The following is a 17,793-nucleotide window of genomic DNA, read 5'->3' on the forward strand; positions in this document are numbered from 1 at the left end:
GGTAGAAGGAGGTGGTCATGAGGAAAATATGGGTCGGTATCGCATTGGCGATCGTTGCCGCGACCGGTGGCTTCGCTTCCGCACAGGACTATCCGTCGCGTCACATCACGATGGTCATGCCCTTCTCGGCGGGAGGGCCTGGCGACACGATAGCCCGCCTGCTCGCGCAAGGAATGAGCACCTCGCTGAAGCAGCAGGTGATCGTCGATAACACGTCGGGTGCCGGCGGTCTGATCGGCAGCGCCAAGGTCGCCGCTTCTCCCGGCGATGGGTATAACCTTCTGCTCATCCACATCAGCCATGCGACGAACCCGGCACTGTATCCCAATCTTCGATACGATCCGGTTAAGGACTTCGAACCGATAGGTCTCGTGGTCGAGCTGCCTTCCGTCTTTGTGGCCAAGAAGGATTTGCCCGCGGCGAGCTTCGCCGATTTGATCGCCTATGTGAAGGCGAACCAGGACAAGGTAACCTACGCCCATGCCGGCATCGGCTCGGCGGCGCATCTGTGCGGGCTGCTCTTCCAGGCCGCCACCAACACCAAGATGACGCAGATCGCCTATCGCGGCGCAGGGCCCGCCATGAATGATTTAATGGGCGGGCAAGTCGATATCATGTGCGACCAGATCGTCAACGTGGTCGGGAACGTGCAGGGAGGAGCGGTCAAGGCCTATGCCGTGACGGGAGGAGAAAAAGCGGCGGCGCTTCCGTCCCTTCCGGTGGCAAGCGAATTGGGACTTCCGAACTTCAACTACAAAGTCTGGTACGGCCTGTTCGCTCCTAAGGGCACACCCCAGCCCGTCATTGACAAGCTCGCCGACGCCCTGAAAGCGGCGTTAGAGGTAGTGTGGTCAAAGAGCGCCTCGCGCAGCTGGGCGCAGAGCCCGTGTCCTCCGAACGTGCCAAACCAGGGGCGCTTGCCGAGCACCTCCGGGCCGAAATCGACAAATGGGCGCCGATCATCAGTGCTGCCGGCGTGACGGGCGCGCAATGACGATGTTGGAAAAGCCGGTGCGCACCGAGCGCGATGTATTTGGGGAGATCGATATCCCGGCGGATCGGTATTGGGGTGCGCAAACGCAACGCGCCCTGGAATTGTTTGCAATCGGGGAAGAGCGGTTTCCCGCCTCGCTGGTCCGCGCTTTCGGACTCCAGAAGCTCGCAGCGGCCCGTGCGAACCGCCGTTTAGGCGCGCTCGACGTCGAGCTTGCCGCCGCGATCGAGGCCGCCGCCGATGAGGTACGGCAGGGGAAGTTCGATATGCACTTTCCGCTTACGATTTGGCAGACCGGATCGGGCACGCAAACGAACATGAATGCCAACGAGGTGATCGCAAACCGTGCCAATGAGCGGCTCGGTCAGCCGCTCGGAACGAAATCGCCAGTGCATCCGAACGATCATGTCAACCGCTCGCAATCTTCGAACGACAGCTTTCCGACCGTGATGCATCTGGCGAGCGCGCTTGAATTGCGGGACCTGCTGATTCCTGCATTGATCGAGTTGAACGCCGCGCTTGAGGTGAAGGCCGCCGAATTCGAAGACGTCATCAAGATCGGCCGAACGCACTTGATGGATGCCGTCCCCATGACGATGGGCCAGGCCTTCGACGCATTTGCGTGGCAAGTCGCAAACGGAATTGAGCGGCTCGAGAATACGCTACCCCGTCTCGCCCGGCTTCCCCAAGGCGGGACGGCGATCGGTACAGGGCTCAATGCCCCCAAGGGTTTCGACGTGGCCTTCTGCGAGGAGGTGAGCGCGCTGAGCGGCGTCGAGTTTTCGCCTAATCCAAGCAAATTCGAGGGGATGGCCGCCCATGATGCGCTTGCGGAGGTGTCCGGAGCGCTGAACGTCGTTGCGGTCTCTCTCGCCAAGATCGCCAACGACATCCGTCTTCTCGGCTCCGGTCCGCGCTGCGGTCTCGCTGAACTCGTCGTGCCTCACGACGGCTTGACCTCGTCCATTATGCCGGGGAAGCGCAACCCGACTCTTGCCGAAGTACTCGCGCAAGCGACCTATCAGGTGGCGGGAAATCATGTCGCGGTCACGATGGCGGCAGCTGCGGGTACGTTCGAGCTGAATGTCGCGAAGCCTGTGATCATCTACAATGTCCTGCAGTCGATCCGCATTCTGGCCGATATCTGTCGAATATTCTCCAGAAGGCTTGTGAAAGACCTGGCGGTTGATCGCGCGCGGCTCGCTGCCAACGTCGCAAACTCGCTCATGATTGCGACGAGCCTGAATCCGGTTCTCGGATACGAAAAGGTAGCTCAGATCACTGCACGTGCTTTGAAAGAGGGTTGTACGCCGCGGGAAGCTGCGCTCGCGCTCGGTTTTCTCTCCGGCGAAGAATACGACCGGCTCACCGATGCGCGGCGAATGATCGGGACGAGCGGGACGGCCGACCTCGCTACCGATTAACGCAGTCGACGTACACAAAATACCGCTTCCATCTACGGATCGGTGCTGCTAGTCTTCTAAAGAAGAATAAATTCTTTCTTAAAAGAATAATGCCTGGAGAGGGGCGCGAACTGCGTTCCGCCTGGAGGCAATGCGGGAGGAGGAACCGATGACCAGCAAGGAATTCAACTATACGAATGGGCTGACCCGACGGGCTGCTCTCGGTGCGTTCGGCGCTGCCGCACTGGCGCTCTCCGGCCGCAGCGTCCAAGCGCAAGTTTCGAAGCCCGCTGAAATCAAGGTCGGAATCGCGACCTATCTGTCCGGGCCGGCGAGCGTGTTCGGTGTCCCGGCTAGGCAAGCTGCAGAGTTGCTTTTCCAAGAGCTCAACGACGCAGGAGGGATAGCCGGCGTAAAGCTCCGCCCGATCTTTTTCGACGAGGGACCGGGCGTCGATCACTTTGTCGCAGAGTACCGGCGGCTCGTGCAGAGCGAGAAAGTAGATCTGATGTTTGCGGCGATCTCGTCCGCCGACTGCCTCGCCTGCGCACCGATCGCAGAGGAGATGAAGCGTCCGACGCTTCTTTGGGATTGCAGCACGCAGCGCATCTTCGAAGAAGCGCGCTACGATTACGTCTTCCGCACAATCGGCAACAGCACCCCCGAGGTCTTGGCACCGGTTCTTTATCTGCTCAAGTACAAGCCGAACTTCTCGACAGTTGCCGTTGTCAACCAGGACTACGTGTGGGGTCGGGACAGCTGGGCGATGTTCAAGACTATCATCGAGAGACTGAAACCGGGCGTCCGCGTCGTGGCGGAGATGTTCCCGCGCTTCGGCGCGACCGATTATTCCAGCGAGGTGACCCGTCTTCTCGCGACGAAGCCGGACGTCGTTTTCAACGCTTCGTGGGGCGGTGATCTGGATACCTTTATTCGCCAGGCCGCGGACCGCAGGCTTCTCGAGCGCTCCTTGTTCGTGCTGCCGCTGGGGGAGTCGTCGCTTGAGCGTGTCGGGAAAAGCCTGCCGGCGGGACACATCATCGGTGCACGCGGCGATCATTGGTTTCTCCATCCCTCGCCAGAAGATGCCAAGCGCCTAGCGACGTTCACGGATAACTTCCGAAAGCGTACGGGGGTCTATCCGATCTATCCGTGCTTCCACATGGCGCAGGCCGTGTATGCAATGAAGGCGGCTTACGAAAAGGCGTTGGTGACGAAGGGCGGTGCCTGGCCGACCGACGCCGAATTGGCAGCCGCATTCAAGGGCCTTCAATTTCCGTCGCTGACCAGTTCGGTAAAGATCCGAGAAGACGGGCAAGGACTTGCAAACCAGCTCGTCGGCACGACGGCGACCGATCCCAAATACCCGTTCCCCGTCCTCACGGACATGGTCGTATTCCCGGGTGAGATGATTACCACTCCGGTCGGAAAGGTGAGCTTCGATTGGCTGAAGACGCTCGAGCCGGAGATACTCGCCCGAATTCCTCAACCTCTGACGTCCAAAGGCTAACTCAATCATGGGCTGGCTCGGCGACAACGGAATGCTATTCGGTCTGGCGGTGCTAGACGGACTTTCCTACGCCTCGGCCGTATTTATGGTCGCGGTCGGACTGAACCTCGTCTTCGGAGTGATGCGTGTACTGAACGTGGCGCACGGGAGTCTATATGCGATAGGGGGCTACGCCGCCGCGTCGCTGAGCCTCTTCTTGGGCGCGAGAGGCATGCCAGCCTGGCTTTCGCTGCCGTTGCTCCTCCTTTCGTCTGCGATCGTGGGGGCAATACTCGGGCCTCCCATCGAGCGTCTGCTGCGGAGCATGTTGGGACAAGAGGAGGTTCTTCAGCTTCTCGTTACGTTCGCGCTCTTCATGATACTCGAAGACCTTCAGAAACTTGTCTGGGGCGTTCAGCCGGTCGTTTCGGATGCGCCAGTCAAAGTGTTAGGCACTGTCGACGTACCGTTTGGGTCGGACGTAATTCCCTTCACAGCCTACCAGCTATATCTGTTGCCAGGCGTGGCGATCGTAACACTTGCCGGCCTCGCCTGGTTCCTGCGGCGTACACTCGCAGGCCGGATGATCGTCGCTGTGACCGTCGATCGAGAGGCGGCGCGCGCTATGGGTATAAACGCCGCAAAAGTAATGCTTCTGACTTTCACGGCAGGAGCGGCGCTCGCCGCTCTAGGAGGGGCGCTCGCATCACCAACCACTTCGCTCGTACCCGGGATCGGCGCTTCAACGATCGTGCTTTCGTTCGCAGTGGTGGCGACGGCGGGCCTCGGTCAGATTGAAGGCGCTGCCTTGACCGCCCTTATGATCGGGCTCGGCCGCTCGCTGGCGGTGTATTTCGCGCCCGAGTTCGAGGTGGTCGTTCCCTACATCATCATGGTGTCGGTTCTGCTGGTTCGCCCTCAGGGCCTTTTTGCCGTCCCGGAGACACGACGCATATGAACCGAAACGCTGATCTCGCTCTTGCGCTTCTGGCGGCTGCGCTCATCCTCAGTCTTTCCTGGGCTGTGCCGTGGTTGCGGTTTGTAATGACGGTCGCGCTTGCCAAAGGCTTAGCCGTGCTCGGCATTCTGCTGCTGCTCCGCGCAGGACAAGTGAGCTTTGGCCATGCCCTGTATCTTGCGCTGGCGGCATACGTCGTGGCGTTCGCCGCGGCGCGGGTTCCTGAGGTCCTCGTCCTTCTTCCGCTCGCCGCGCTTTCGGCAGCAGCTATCGGACTGGTCGTCGGGCTGTTCGTATCGCGCTACCGGGCAATCTTTTTCGGGATGCTGAACCTGGCTCTCAGCATGGTCTTTTACTCGATCCTCGATAAGTTCTACGAGGTGACACGTGGAGGAGATGGGGTCCGCGTCGCAACTACGAAGTTCGCGGGTGCGTCTCTTTCCCCAGAGCAGCAGTCTTGGGCGCTTCTCTGTCTGGCCCTGGTGCTTGCGATTACGTTTGGCGCCTTCGTGCGGCGCTACCTTTCCTCTCCGCTCGGAAGCGCACTGTCGGCCTTGAAGACACGTGAAGCGCGGCTCGAATTCATGGGGATCCCGGCGCGACGCGTACTTCTATCTGCATACGTGATTTCCGCCTTCATGGCGGGCTGTGGCGGCGTCTTGATTGCATTGTCAACACGGCACGTCACGCCGGCGTTGGCGTATTGGACCGCTTCAGGAGAGCTGGTGTTCATCGCCGTCCTCGGCGGGGCAGGCAGCGTCTTCGGGCCGTTCCTAGGCGCACTCGCCTACGAGCTGACGCGGACCTATGCGGCGGCACTTGTGGCCGACGCGTGGCAGATGATTCTCGGAGCCGTGCTTCTGATCGTCATATTGTTCGCGCCCGGGGGACTTTGGGGCGTCGGACGGGCTCTCGTCTTGCGAGGCCGCCAAACATGATCCTACTATCTGCAAAAGGGTTGAAACTCGCATTCGGCGGAGTCAAAGCAGCCGACGGCATCGACTTGGATGTCCGGAGCGGCGAGTTCCTCGCGATTATCGGTCCCAACGGCGCGGGCAAGACCACGTTCATCAACATGGTGACCGGCTATCTCACGCCGCAAGGAGGCGAAATCCAATATGATGGACAGTCACTTCTCGGCTTAGCGCCGCGCCGCCTCGTTCGTCTCGGCATTGCGCGGTCGTTCCAACTGCCTCAGCTCTTCCTTGAACACACCGTATTGGAAAACGTAACGCTTGCGATTGCCGCCCGCGAAGGGCTTTGGTCGCCAAGCCGACCGCTTATGCGAGCTGCGTGGCGTGGAGAAGCCGACGATATTCTTGGGCAGTTCGGTTTGTCGGAGATCGCCGACCGACGCGCCGATACTTTGAATGAGGGGGCACGCAAGCTAACCGACATCGCGATGGCGGTTGCGTTGAAACCGCGTCTCATTTTGATGGACGAACCGACGAGCGGGGTAGCGGCGTCGGAGAAGATCAGCATCGTCGAGACCTTGGTCCGCGTGCTCCGTACCGCAGGCGTTACGGCGGTGTTCGTCGAACACGACATGGAGGTCGTTTCGCGGTTTGCCGATAGGGTTGCGGTCTGGAATCAGGGAAAGATCGCAACGCTCGGACCGCCTGGCGATGTGCTGACCGACGCCAATGTATTGCGAGATGTAATCGGAATAGATCCCGAGGCAGGCAGTCATGCTGCAGCTTGAAGGCGTTTGCGCTGAGATCGGTGGAGCGCGAGTGTTGCGTTACGTTTCGATGACGGTTCCCGCGGGCGGCCGGGTCGCCTTGATTGGTCGGAACGGCGCAGGAAAGACGACGACGCTCCGGGCCCTGATGGGTCTCGCGCCGTTGCGCGAGGGAAAAGTCACTATCGACGGTAGGGACTGCGGAGCCGTTCCTGCCCACCGAAGGTGTGCGCTTGGCGTCGGCTATGCTCCGGAGGAGCGCAACCTGTTCGGCAGCTTCACGGTCCGGGACAATATGCTCTTGCCGGCTCAGGTTCTCGGGCTTTCCAGTCGAGAGTGCCAGCAGAGACTCGAGGCCGTATTCGAGCTGCTTCCGGAGCTTCGTGACTTGTCCAGCCGCAGGGCCGCGGGATTATCCGGCGGCCAAGGCAAGATGGTGGCGCTGGGCCGGGCTCTCATGGTGGGAACCCGCGCCATCATTCTGGACGAACCCCTGCAAGGACTCGCGCCGGCTTTAGCGCTTCGATACGTGGATGCTTTGCGGCGCTTACGTGCCGCGCTTCCAGAGGTCGCGATACTGATAACTGAATCAAGCCCCAATCTCCTCAAGTCGTTGGTCGAGAGGACGTTCGTCATCGAGCGGGGTGAGATATCGGCCACATAGCAACGAGTCGTTCATCTACTCGAGGCGCCTTCGCTGGACGGTATCGTGAACTAAGCTGGAGAAGCTAAATGAGATTGAAGGACAAGGTTGCAATCGTTACCGGTGGGGGTAGCGGTTTCGGCGAAGCCATTGCCAAGCGATTTGCGGCAGAAGGAGCCAAGGTTGTCGTCGCGGACCTGCGCGGAGAAGCGGCGACGAGGGTGGCGAGTGAAATCGGCAGCGCCGCGATAGCGGTGACTGCCGACGTGGCTCGCGCCGACGACGTAGCCGCGGTCGCAGAGGCGGCGGCAAGGTTGGGAACACCACAGATCCTGGTCAACAATGCCGGGACCACCCATCGCAATCAACCGTTGCTCGAAACGGACGAGATTTCCTTCGATCGCGTCTTCAACGTCAACGTGAAGTCGATCTACCATTTTGTGCAAGCCGTCGTGCCGATAATGCGGGACGCGGGAGGGGGAGTAATCCTGAACGTAGGTTCGACGGCCGGCATCCGTCCGCGACCTGGCTTGACTTGGTACAACGCTTCGAAGGGGGCGGTGAACTTGATGTCCCGTTCCCTCGCTGTCGAACTCGCGCCCTGGAAGATACGTGTCAACGCATTGTGTCCGGTGGCTGCAGAAACTCCTTTGCTCGAAGCGCTGCTAGGAGTGCCGGACACTCCCGAAAATCGCCAGAAGTTCATCGCGAGCATTCCGCTTGGTCGCCTCTGTCGCCCTTCGGATGTTGCCGCTGCCGCTGTCTACCTCGCTTCAGACGAGGCGGAATTCATCACCGGGGTGGAGCTTCCCATAGACGGCGGACGGACGATCTGAGTGTACCGGGATTCGCGGCCGTCAGTGGAGCCTGCCAAACGCGGAGGCAAAACGACGGCACGATCGCCCTTTGGGCGTCCTCCCGACTTGCCCGGAGCTTCGCAGGAAGCTCCGGTTTTTTTCCGAAATAAACCTTCCTTCAGGTAGCCCATTTGAGCTCCAAACAGGCCGCATTCGGTCGGACGGGCGGAACTCGCTATCGCGTCGCGCGGTTCCCCGGGGCAGTGAAGATCACGAGGTAATATTCGCTTATCCGAGGACTCTATGGACATTCCTCCACTCACCAAGAAGAGAAGCGGATGCCGGCTCGAGGGGCGTCACGTTTTGCTGTTCGGCGCCGGGACGGCAAACGAGGTCGCGGAAGGCTGGAGTTTGGGGCAGGTCAGCGACAAGGTCTATGGCGTCGGCAAGGCGACTGCACTCGTCTATGCCCGTCATGGCGCGGTCGTGACTTGCGTCGACGTCGACTTGAATGCGGCGGCTGCAACGGCCGAACTCATCCGGGGCGAGGGGGGTACCGCCTACGCGCTTGCTTGCGACGCAACTCGGTCTGATGATGTCAAGGAGACGATTGGAAAATCGCTCGCGCACAATGGCCGAATTGATGTGCTTCATAACAACATCGGGCTCGCAAAAATGGGTGGCCCGGTGGAATGTTCAGAAGACGACTTCGATCAGGTCATTTCCGTCAACTTGAAAAGCATGTATTTGACATGCAAATGGGCGCTTCCAGTAATGGAGCGTCAAATGAGGGGGGCGATCATCAATATCTCGTCCTTCGCTGCGGTCAGGTTCACCGTTCCATGGATTGCGTATGCCGTTTCGAAGGGAGGGGTGAACGCACTAACCATGAGTGTTGCTGCGCAATACGCAGCGAAAGGGATTCGTTGCAACGCGATCGCGCCAGGCTTGCTCTCTACACCCATGGTGCAGTTCGCGCACAAGAAAAATCACGCCAGTCTCCAGGAGATGATGAGATCGCGCGACAACGCGGTGCCTATGCGTTGGCAGGGTGAGGGATGGGACGTTGGGGAAGCTGCAGTATTCCTCGCGTCTGATGAAGCGCGTTTCATAACCGGCCAGGTGTTGGCGGTAGATGGCGGAAGCACCCTCGTTATGCCGAGCAAGCCTTGGGAGCCAGTCGATGGAGCGGAGCACTAGTAATGGTAATGTGGCGCCGGTTTCAGGGTCACTGCGACGATCTTGGGCGCTCCCTAAAACTCGTTAGGGAGTTGCGCTGATCGCGTCTCTCTTCGCGGTCATCGAGAAAGGCTAGTCTGCGGCGCATGCATTCGACTACGCAAGTCGAGTCTGGACATGCCGATCACCAGACGCTGACGAACTTGGTTTTTTGATAGGGAGCCAGAATTTCGAGTCCTCCCTCAGTTCCAAAGCCGCTTTCTTTCCATCCTCCCAGTGGCACCTCAGGCAGGTGTGTGACGAACTCATTGACGCCCACCGTTCCGAAGTGGAGCGCATCCTTCAAACGTCGTTGGCGCATGGCATCATTTGTGAAGACGTAAGCTGAAAGTCCAAACTCCAATCCGTTGGCCTGCCTAAGCATGTCCTCCTCGTCCGCAAACGGCAAGATCGGGACGATCGGCCCGAATGGCTCGGAATGCAGGATTTCGGCGCTCTCGGGAACGTTTATCATTACGGTGGGCGCATAGAAGAACCCGCGGTTGCCAATGCGCTGCCCTCCTACGGCAATCGTTGCACCCCGCCTTCGAGCGTCGTCCACGAGCCGGTCCATTGCCTGCACCCGTCGCTCGTTCGCAAGCGGCCCCATCTGCGAGTCGGGATCCATTCCATCGCCCATCTTCCACGACTTTGCGTGTTCAATCATGCGGGCAGTGAAGCGTTGGCTGATGTTCTCCTCCACGAAAAATCTCGTTGGCGAGAGGCAAATCTGGCCCGCATTTGCGAACTTGGCTTTTGCCAGAACGTCAGCTGCTTTCTCCGGATCGACGTCACCGCAAACAATGGCGGGTGCGTGCCCGCCCAATTCCATGGTGACCGGCTTCATGACCCTGCCGGCTGCTGCTGCCAGCTGCTTTCCAACCGGGATCGAGCCGGTGAACGTGATCTTGGCGACTGCGGGAGCGGGGATGAGGTAGTTGGAAATCTCGTCGGGTTTGCCGAACACGATCGAAATCGCCTTCGACGGCACACCAGCGGCCAGGAGAGCTTTCGCCATCGCCAAGACAGAGCCTGGCGTTTCCTCCGACGGCTTGCAGATGATCGAGCACCCCGCGCCGAGCGCTCCCGCGAACTTTTTGGCCGCTAGAGCCATGGGGAAGTTCCAGGGAGTGAAGGCGGCGACGACACCGATTGGATGCGTCTCGATTTCTATCCTGTTGCGCCCATCTCGACCACGAAGGGACCGGTCCGCGATGCGTCTCGCTTGTTCGCCGCCCCATTCGAGGAACTCTGCAGATCTAATGACCTCGGCTTTGGCCTCGGCGATGGGCTTTCCCTGCTCCTTGGTGATTGTGCGTGCGATGGATTCAATGTCGGATCGGAGGCGATCCGCTGCATTCTTCAAAATGCCACCGCGTTGCCATGGCACCACGGCCTGCCACTCAACCAACCCATCGGCTGCCCCGTCTAAAGCTTCGTCGAGATCGACCGATGTAGCGTGTGCCACCCTGCCGATAACCTCACCGGTCGCCGGATTGAGTACGTCCTCGCTGCGCTTGGATGAACCCTCGCGCCAATGGCCGTTGATCACCAATGGAAACTCGATTGTCATGGCGTCTCCTTAAGCTGGTTGCGTCCTGCAGCGGCGCCGGGGCGCCCAATGACGGAAGACGCAATCTTCTATAGTAGATTTCTACCATAGTTGCGTACCGAGCGGCAAGTCTTACGTCGCCGTTCCTGTCCCGTATCATCGAGTCGTCAGAACCGACTATGAAGCGAGAATTTCTGAGAGCTAGAAAGCAGGTGAGCGGTGATCCTGTCGATCACGAGTCAGCTTTAGTTATCGAGAAAGCGCCTGAGCGGCCGAAATCACGAGGTAATACTCTGCAGGGCGGGCGCTCCGATTTTCGAACCAATGCTCCACGTCGGCCTCGAAGTACAAGGTATCTCCTTCTTCGAGGACGGTCTCGACATTGTCGATTCCGACAGTGACGCGCCCCCGCGTTGCCACTACGTGCTTTGTGACCCCGGCGGGATAGGGAGGCAACTTGCCGGTAGATGCCTTAGGTGGGAGGTGATGCAGCACCACCTCAACAGGCAGCCCAGCCATGACAGGTGACAGGAGAATGCGTTCAAAGCCTGTCTCGGCATCCCGAAATACCTGTCTTTGGTCTTTGCGCACCAAAGCGAATGCACGCCGCGCGACAGTCTCGTCGCCCACCAGCGCCGAGAACGAAGTTCCAAGGGCGTGCGCAATACGCTTGGCAACGCCGATTGTTGGGCTCTTTTCCCCTCGTTCCACCTTGGAAAGCATGGCTCGGCTGACGCCCGACAGCTTTGAGATCTGATCCAGCGTCAAATCGGCCTGTTCGCGCATGAGCCGGACACGGTCGCCAAAGGCCCGGCTTACAGGATCCTGCCTGCCAATTTTCTTCACCGCTGACCTAGCCATTCCGAATCACTTCCAGCCTGCCGTCAAACCGCTTCTACTTAAGCACGATCCCGCGCTCTGTCACTTGAGCTGCTGACCGGTTGAGCGGTGGAAGATGCATGCGGTATCTACTAAAGTAAACAAATTCTGCTATGTAAGAAAAAATATCTTCCATAGGAAAATTATTCTGCTATAAGAGATGCGACGTTAAGGCGGAGCGCCGCTATTGACGCGAGGTAGCCATGCCAGTTTGCACGCCGAACGCGGTGGGTCCGGCATGACGCTATGAAGGCGCGACGAGGCAGTTCGCGTCCAAAAATAATCTCGTTTACCAGAGGGGAGTGGAAATCATGTTGGGCGGCCGAGCGACTCTGTCAGAACGAACAGTCGAACTGCGGAGGTCGGAATCTTTAGCCGAGCCGTTGGAGTCCGCCGTTCCCTCCGGCCCGCAAGTTCGCACGATCACCGCGGCGGCCATGGGGACCGTCTTCGAGTGGTACGAATTCACGCTCTATGCTGCTATGGCAAGCATCCTCGCCGCTAAATTCTTTAGCGGCTTGGATCCATCGATAAGTTTCATCTTTGCATTGTTGACGTTCGGCGTCGGCTTCGTTGTTCGACCTTTCGGTGCAATTTTCTTTGGCCGGCTCGGCGACCTTATCGGTCGCAAGCGGACCTTTATGATCACTATCGTCATCATGGGGTTGTCGACTTTCGCTGTCGGCTTGCTGCCAATCTATGAGACCGCCGGGATCTTCGCGCCCATTCTGCTCGTAACGCTGCGCGTGTTGCAGGGCCTCGCGCTCGGCGGCGAATATGGTGGCGCGGTCATCTACGTGACCGAGCATGTAGAAAGGAACAAACGCGGTCTCAGCACTTCCTTTATTCAAATGACCGGTACACTAGGCTTCCTGACAGCTCTGCTGTCGATCCAGCTTGTTCAGGCGCTGGCCTCACAAAGTGCCTTCGATGCTTGGGCGTGGCGCATTCCATTTTTGATCTCGATCGTTCTGCTTGGCTTATCGGTTCGAGTCCGCCTGCAAATGCACGAGTCGCCTGTCTTCCAGAGGATGGCGGAGCAGAAGCGACTGTCGGGCAGTCCCGTCCGCGAAACGTTCGGAAGCCGGCAAAACCTCAAGCTGCTCGCGATCGCGCTGATCGGGATCGGCGGCGGGATGTCGGTCGTCTACTATAATGCGGTGCTCTATCCGCTGTTCTTCCTTTCGCGAACGCTGAACGTTCCGATGCCGGTCGCGAACCTTGTCACGACCGTCGCGGCGTTCTGCTCAATTCCAATGATCTGGTTTGCCGGATGGCTTTCCGATCGACTGGGACGGAAGCCAGTCATCCTCGCGGGCTTCATTTTGGGACTTGTGGCGACTTTCCCGATCTTCCATCAGATCGCCAATTTGGCAAATCCTGCCCTCGCAAAAGCCCAGGCAGAGACGCTAGTGTCGATTCAGACAGATACATCCGGGTGCTCGTTCATGTTCAACCCCTTGGGCAACAGGAAATTTACCTCGCCCTGCGACGTGGCCCGTCAAGTTCTGTCCGCCGCCTCGGTCAACTACACGAGGGTCGATCGTCCCGGCTCGCCAGTCACGGAAGTTCGCGTGGGAGATTGGATCATTTCGGTCGGGGCGCCGGAAAGCCTCAACCAAGCTAGCTTTTCGCGAGATCTGATGGCGGCGGTTAAGCAAGCCGGGTTCGGCGCGGCAGGAAACCCCGATGGTCTGGATCAAGCCAAAATAGTCGGCTTGCTATTGGTGCTACTCTTGGCCATGGCGCTGGGCTACGCGCCAGTCGGGGTCGCGATGGCCGAGATGTTCCCCGCCCGAATCCGCTACACAGCGATGTCTTTTCCATATCACTTCTCCAGCGGTTGGATCGGCGGCTTGCTCCCGACCTTCGCCTTCGCGATCGCTGTTGCCCAAGGCAACATATTTGCGGGCCTTTGGTATACGATCGGGTGGCTGATCGTCGGCATAGTTGTCACCGGGCTCTTCTATCGCGAGAAGCCGATGGAGGCGGAGTGACCGGTCGCCGGAGGGGCAGTGCTACTGCTCTCTGGTGGCAATTCATCGTCCTGAGAGTCAGCAGAACTTCAGCAGCTGAGATCATGCCGGCCATACCAAATCGCCCATTGAAGTTATCTTCTATAGAAGATATTCTCGAGGTATCAAAGAAGCGACGACATCAATGACCAGACGCGACATGAACGTTTCAAGTCTGAATTCCCGCTTGGCTAACCTACGCATTGATGGCGCTCTTGCTCTCGGTGTGGAAGTCGGAGAGCGAGTTCTCAATGTAACAGCGACAGCTGCTTCATGCGGTTTGCCCGGCCCGCGTGACATGGACGATCTGCTGCAAAACCGCCGGGCTTCAGACGTGCGTGCGGTCCTTGATGCCGTCGAACGCGACAAGGGCAAGGCAGTTTTCATTCCCATTGGGGAAGTTTCGTTTGCGCCGCTGGTGACGCGACCAGAGAAGATCATTTGCGTAGGGTTCAATTATCGAGAGCACGCCGCAGAAACGAATACGCCCATCCCGGCCGCTCCACCTCTTTTCAACAAGTTCAACAATGCCCTCAACGGGCATGGTGGGGTCGTCCGTTTGCCGACAAAGGTTGCCCGGCAGTTCGATTACGAGACCGAGCTCGTCATTGTATTTGGCGAGGAGTGTCGGGATGTTTCAGAAGCTGACGCTCTCGATGTCGTGGCCGGTTACGCGACAGGTAACGACCTCAGCGCTCGAGAATTGCAGACCAGAACTTCTCAGTTTCTCGCGGGCAAGACGTCCGATGGGTTCGGTCCCATCGGGCCGTGGCTTGTGACTAGGGACAGGGTACCCGATCCTAACGCTTTACGATTGCAGACCTGGGTGAATGGAAAGGTCCGCCAGGATTGGAACACGCGGGATATGATATTCAACTGTAGGCAACTGATCAGTTACGCCTCCGGCGTCATGACCATCAAGCCAGGGGACATCCTCTTCACGGGCACGCCGCAAGGAGTGATCTTAGGTGAGAAAGCCCCGCGAGAGGAGCGCGAATGGCTGAGGGCTGGCGATCAGATCGTGTCATCAGTTGAGGGCCTTGGCGAATTGCGCGTGAGCTTGGCGTAACAGATGACGAACAAAGTCGCCACGATCGAAAAGATATTCATCCTCGACGGCGGATTGGCCAAGGTTGAGGATAGCTCAATCTATTCGCCCGGCATAAATGTCGGTGTGCCAATGACATTGAGCTGCAATGCCTATCTCATCCGCCATAGGGGTAATTGGCTCCTATGGGACACAGGAACGCAAGACGAGCTTGCTCGGGAGCCGGAAGGGCGTATCGTAGCTCACGGTATCCGCGGGATCGTTCGCAAGACGATGACGTCGCAACTGGACGAGATCGGTGTAAACGCCGACGACATCGGGGTAATAGCGATTTCCCACGCTCACTTCGATCATGTCGGCAACTGTCGTCTGTTCCGGAAAGCTAGGTGGGTCGCGCAACGGGCGGAGTACGAGGCAATGTTCGGCCCAAATCCCGAAGAGTTCGGTTATCTGCCGGAACTATATGAGACCATGAGGCAAAATGACGTCGAATTGGTGGATGGCGATCATGATGTATTCGGGGATGGCGCAGTTCGTCTCATTTTCACGCCAGGACATACGCTAGGGCATTGCTCGCTCCTGGTCCAACTCCCGGAAAGCGGTCCGATATTGTTGAGCGGCGACGTAGCTCATAATAGGGAGAACTTTCACCACCGTCGTGTACCTTCATTCAATGCGGATCAGAGGGCAACCGCTGCGTCGATGGATAAAGTCGATGCGCTTCTGAGGGCCGAGAAAGCGACTATGTGGGTAAACCATGACACCGCTCAGAGCGAAACGCTGAATCACGCTCCGAATTGGATTGTTTGATAAAACTAGAAGGGATGGGTATTCTGCCACCGAAGGCGGTGTAGTCCACTCTTACGTCTTCGACAGCGTCCAAGGTGCTCCGCTTGACCGCCGATTCGATGACTTATTCGATCTCAAAAGAGAGCTTGACGTGCAGAAGCGTCATCCCGTCCGCTCGAAGCACTTCCAGTCGCGATCTGGGCTGGACGTCGTTACTAGTTGATCTCCACGTCGGACTGAAATCCAACGAACCTTACACGTCAATCCGCACGCCGGACGCGAGAATTGGTGTGTCTATCTCGGGCCGGTATTCCTGCGAATTCTTCAGCCGGAGCCGATGGCGCTTCGATGCGCATTCGCCTGGATCCATATGCCTCCATCGAAATGACCACCAGAGCCGGTACCGCTTTCCTGTTCCGCAGGACGGCGATTTCAAATGGGCAATGATCTATCTGCCCGTCGGACAGTTGGCGTCGGCGGCGGAACATCTGCGACGCGCCGGCCAGCCGTATCTTCTGCCTACGTTCAATTCTCTGGTGGATCGGGATCCAGCCATTGCGCACATCACGGTCGCCCTTCTTCGTGCGATGGCGAATGGAGACAGCAATCTTTATGCGGAGACAGTCGCAGCTTGGTTAGCCGTTCACCTAATCTCTCGCCATGGGCCCAGCGGCTCCAGCATCGAGGATCGTAGTGCGGGTGCGATTTCCGACGCGCGCTTACGTCGGGTAGTCGAGTTCATGTCCGCCCATTTCGCTCAGCCGCTTACGCTAGAGCAGCTCGCCGGCGAGGCATGCATCAGCAAGTATCACTTTACGCGGCTTTTCAAAACCAAGGTTGGTCAGACGCCCTACCAATTTCTGGCAGATCTACGCTTGAATGCTGCCCGACAAATGTTGATATCGACGGACCTCTCGGTGGCACAGGTGGGTGCTGCCTGCGGCTACTCAACATCATCTCATTTCTCCGCCGCCTTCGCGGCAAAGTTTAGTATGACTCCTTCCGAGTTTCGCGGTTCGCGCTTGGGATTGACTGAGATCGATAACCGGCCGGCTGATTGCTCGGCCAACCATTAAGAAAAAGAAGGCACTGCTCTCGCAAGGCGCAGTCCGCGATTTAGTCAGTAATGCGCAATTATGGCAGAGCCGTCGTGCCGACGTTAGGTGAAAGTCTTCAAGCCGCGATCTGAAGCCTGCTCTTGGCGTTCTTGATGTCCCGTACCGGCGGAGCGCCGAAAAAGCGGCCATATTCGCGGGTGAACTGGGGAACACTCTCGTAACCCACGGTATGGGCCACATTACTTGGGGACGTACCTTCGGAGAGCATCAACCGGCGAGCCTCGATCAACCGCAGCTGTTTTTGAAACTGGAGTGGAGAGAGCGATGTTGCGGCACGGAAGTGCTGATGAAACGAGGTGGGACTCATTCCCGAGGCTTCGGCCAGCCGCTCGACGCGCAGCGGTCGCGCGAATTCCGCCCGTATGATGGCAACTGCACGCGCAATGCGCCTAGCGTGACTCTCCGCGACGCCGAGTCCTCGAATGGCCGCCCCGTGACGTCCGACTAGAAGCCAGTAGTGCAACTCGCGCAGTAGGTGCGACTGAAGTAAGGGAATTGACGCAGGACGATCGAGGAGACGCATCAAACGCAGAGCCGCGTCCGCCACCTCGGCCTCAGTCGGGTCTATGCGCACCGGACCGTTTCCTCGGTCGGCTTCAACGACATCGATCTCCCTCGTCAATGCTTCGATTACTGCCGAATCCAGCTCTAGCACGAACGAATAATAGGGCTTGCCCCGATCAGCTCTAGTAATCTGGCTGATCGTCGGCACGTCAGCTGCAATGAGCATCGACTCTCCGGCGCCAAAGTCGAATGTATCGCTGCCAGTGGTTACGCGTTTGGAGCCTTGGACTACCAGGGCCACAAGCGGTCGCGAGATATCGTATGCTAAGGCAGTGGGCGTCGTTGCTCGGACAGCGAACAATCCGGGTATGCAGGTGCGGGCGATGCCTTGGGCATCGGCGTTGGCATCCGCATAGCGGCGGATCGTATCGAGCAGATTGTCTGACATATCGCTCAAATTAGATCTGTCCGATGTTTACGCAACCCTCATGCGTACAAATAGGCAAGAATACGAAAGTATTGAGCAATCCACCTAAAGTCGCTTGCCGGTGGGAGGGCTTATAATAACAGTTCGCTCGCGCGCTTCATGGTCGTCAGCTTTTTTCTGGCATGAGTGAGGTCGCCTGACTCCGTAGGAATGAGCAAGGAAGGAGAAGGAACCGGCAACCGCTGCGGGACGGATTGAGGGATAAGACCCTTGTCGAA

At 58.5% G+C, this 17,793-nt stretch carries 16 protein-coding genes; 13 read left to right on the forward strand and 3 right to left on the reverse strand.

All coding sequences use genetic code 11. The features are described from left to right. Positions 1-17 precede the first annotated feature (17 nt). The 9 genes from D6B98_RS21920 (at position 18) to D6B98_RS21960 (ending at position 9,165) form a co-directional block, all read left to right on the forward strand. Positions 18-980 carry a Bug family tripartite tricarboxylate transporter substrate binding protein gene (locus D6B98_RS21920; RefSeq protein ID WP_249776245.1) on the forward strand — a complete coding sequence of 321 codons (963 nt, stop codon included), beginning with the start codon at positions 18-20 and terminating at the stop codon, positions 978-980. 10 nt (positions 981-990) lie between these two features. After that, positions 991-2,418: a class II fumarate hydratase gene (locus D6B98_RS21925; RefSeq protein WP_502699912.1), complete on the forward strand. Its 1,428-nt coding sequence runs from the start codon at positions 991-993 to the stop codon at positions 2,416-2,418. A gap of 148 nt (positions 2,419-2,566) precedes the next feature. Beyond that, positions 2,567-3,907 (forward strand): ABC transporter substrate-binding protein, encoded by a 1,341-nt coding sequence (locus D6B98_RS21930; RefSeq protein WP_126258990.1) that lies wholly within the window; start codon positions 2,567-2,569, stop codon positions 3,905-3,907. 7 nt (positions 3,908-3,914) lie between these two features. Next, positions 3,915-4,844: a branched-chain amino acid ABC transporter permease gene (locus D6B98_RS21935; RefSeq protein ID WP_126258991.1), complete on the forward strand. Its 930-nt coding sequence runs from the start codon at positions 3,915-3,917 to the stop codon at positions 4,842-4,844. Further along, a complete protein-coding gene (locus tag D6B98_RS21940; protein WP_126258992.1) occupies positions 4,841-5,782 on the forward strand; it encodes a branched-chain amino acid ABC transporter permease in 942 nt (313 codons plus the stop codon). Before D6B98_RS21935 ends, D6B98_RS21940 begins: the two co-directional genes overlap by 4 nt. Then, positions 5,779-6,546 carry an ABC transporter ATP-binding protein gene (locus D6B98_RS21945; protein WP_126258993.1) on the forward strand — a complete coding sequence of 256 codons (768 nt, stop codon included), beginning with the start codon at positions 5,779-5,781 and terminating at the stop codon, positions 6,544-6,546. Before D6B98_RS21940 ends, D6B98_RS21945 begins: the two co-directional genes overlap by 4 nt. Continuing rightward, entirely contained in the window at positions 6,533-7,189 is a 657-nt protein-coding gene (locus tag D6B98_RS21950; protein WP_126258994.1) for an ABC transporter ATP-binding protein, read from the forward strand. The genes D6B98_RS21945 and D6B98_RS21950 overlap by 14 nt, the downstream gene beginning before the upstream one ends. 68 nt (positions 7,190-7,257) lie before the next feature. After that, positions 7,258-8,004, forward strand: a complete 747-nt coding sequence (locus D6B98_RS21955; protein ID WP_126258995.1) for a glucose 1-dehydrogenase — start codon at positions 7,258-7,260, stop codon at positions 8,002-8,004. 264 nt (positions 8,005-8,268) lie between these two features. Then, positions 8,269-9,165: an SDR family NAD(P)-dependent oxidoreductase gene (locus tag D6B98_RS21960; RefSeq protein WP_126258996.1), complete on the forward strand. Its 897-nt coding sequence runs from the start codon at positions 8,269-8,271 to the stop codon at positions 9,163-9,165. Between the two features lie 163 nt (positions 9,166-9,328). Here the strand turns inward: D6B98_RS21960 and D6B98_RS21965 are convergent, their stop codons facing one another. Both D6B98_RS21965 and D6B98_RS21970 read right to left on the reverse strand, forming a co-directional pair. Continuing rightward, positions 9,329-10,756, reverse strand: a complete 1,428-nt coding sequence (locus D6B98_RS21965; RefSeq protein ID WP_126258997.1) for an NAD-dependent succinate-semialdehyde dehydrogenase — start codon at positions 10,754-10,756, stop codon at positions 9,329-9,331. Between the two features lie 228 nt (positions 10,757-10,984). After that, on the reverse strand, positions 10,985-11,596 hold the full coding sequence (locus D6B98_RS21970) for a helix-turn-helix domain-containing protein (protein ID WP_126258998.1): 612 nt from the start codon (positions 11,594-11,596) through the stop codon (positions 10,985-10,987). A gap of 329 nt (positions 11,597-11,925) precedes the next feature. Between D6B98_RS21970 and D6B98_RS21975 the strand changes: the two genes are divergently transcribed. The 4 genes from D6B98_RS21975 (at position 11,926) to D6B98_RS21990 (ending at position 16,542) form a co-directional block, all read left to right on the forward strand. Continuing rightward, positions 11,926-13,611, forward strand: a complete 1,686-nt coding sequence (locus D6B98_RS21975; RefSeq protein WP_126258999.1) for an MFS transporter — start codon at positions 11,926-11,928, stop codon at positions 13,609-13,611. Between the two features lie 316 nt (positions 13,612-13,927). Then, positions 13,928-14,698, forward strand: a complete 771-nt coding sequence (locus D6B98_RS21980; RefSeq protein WP_245481436.1) for a fumarylacetoacetate hydrolase family protein — start codon at positions 13,928-13,930, stop codon at positions 14,696-14,698. Positions 14,699-14,701: 3 nt separating this feature from the next. After that, positions 14,702-15,487, forward strand: coding sequence for an N-acyl homoserine lactonase family protein (locus D6B98_RS21985; RefSeq protein ID WP_126259001.1), 786 nt, complete (start codon positions 14,702-14,704; stop codon positions 15,485-15,487). An 83-nt stretch (positions 15,488-15,570) separates the two neighbouring features. Further along, a complete protein-coding gene (locus D6B98_RS21990; RefSeq protein ID WP_126259002.1) occupies positions 15,571-16,542 on the forward strand; it encodes a helix-turn-helix domain-containing protein in 972 nt (323 codons plus the stop codon). A gap of 97 nt (positions 16,543-16,639) precedes the next feature. Here the strand turns inward: D6B98_RS21990 and D6B98_RS21995 are convergent, their stop codons facing one another. After that, positions 16,640-17,536, reverse strand: coding sequence for an AraC family transcriptional regulator (locus tag D6B98_RS21995; protein ID WP_126259003.1), 897 nt, complete (start codon positions 17,534-17,536; stop codon positions 16,640-16,642). Positions 17,537-17,793 lie beyond the last annotated feature (257 nt).

Origin of the sequence: Bradyrhizobium sp. LVM 105 (genome assembly GCF_003957705.1) — a bacterium.
Taxonomy (GTDB): Bacteria; Pseudomonadota; Alphaproteobacteria; order Rhizobiales; family Xanthobacteraceae; genus Bradyrhizobium; species Bradyrhizobium frederickii.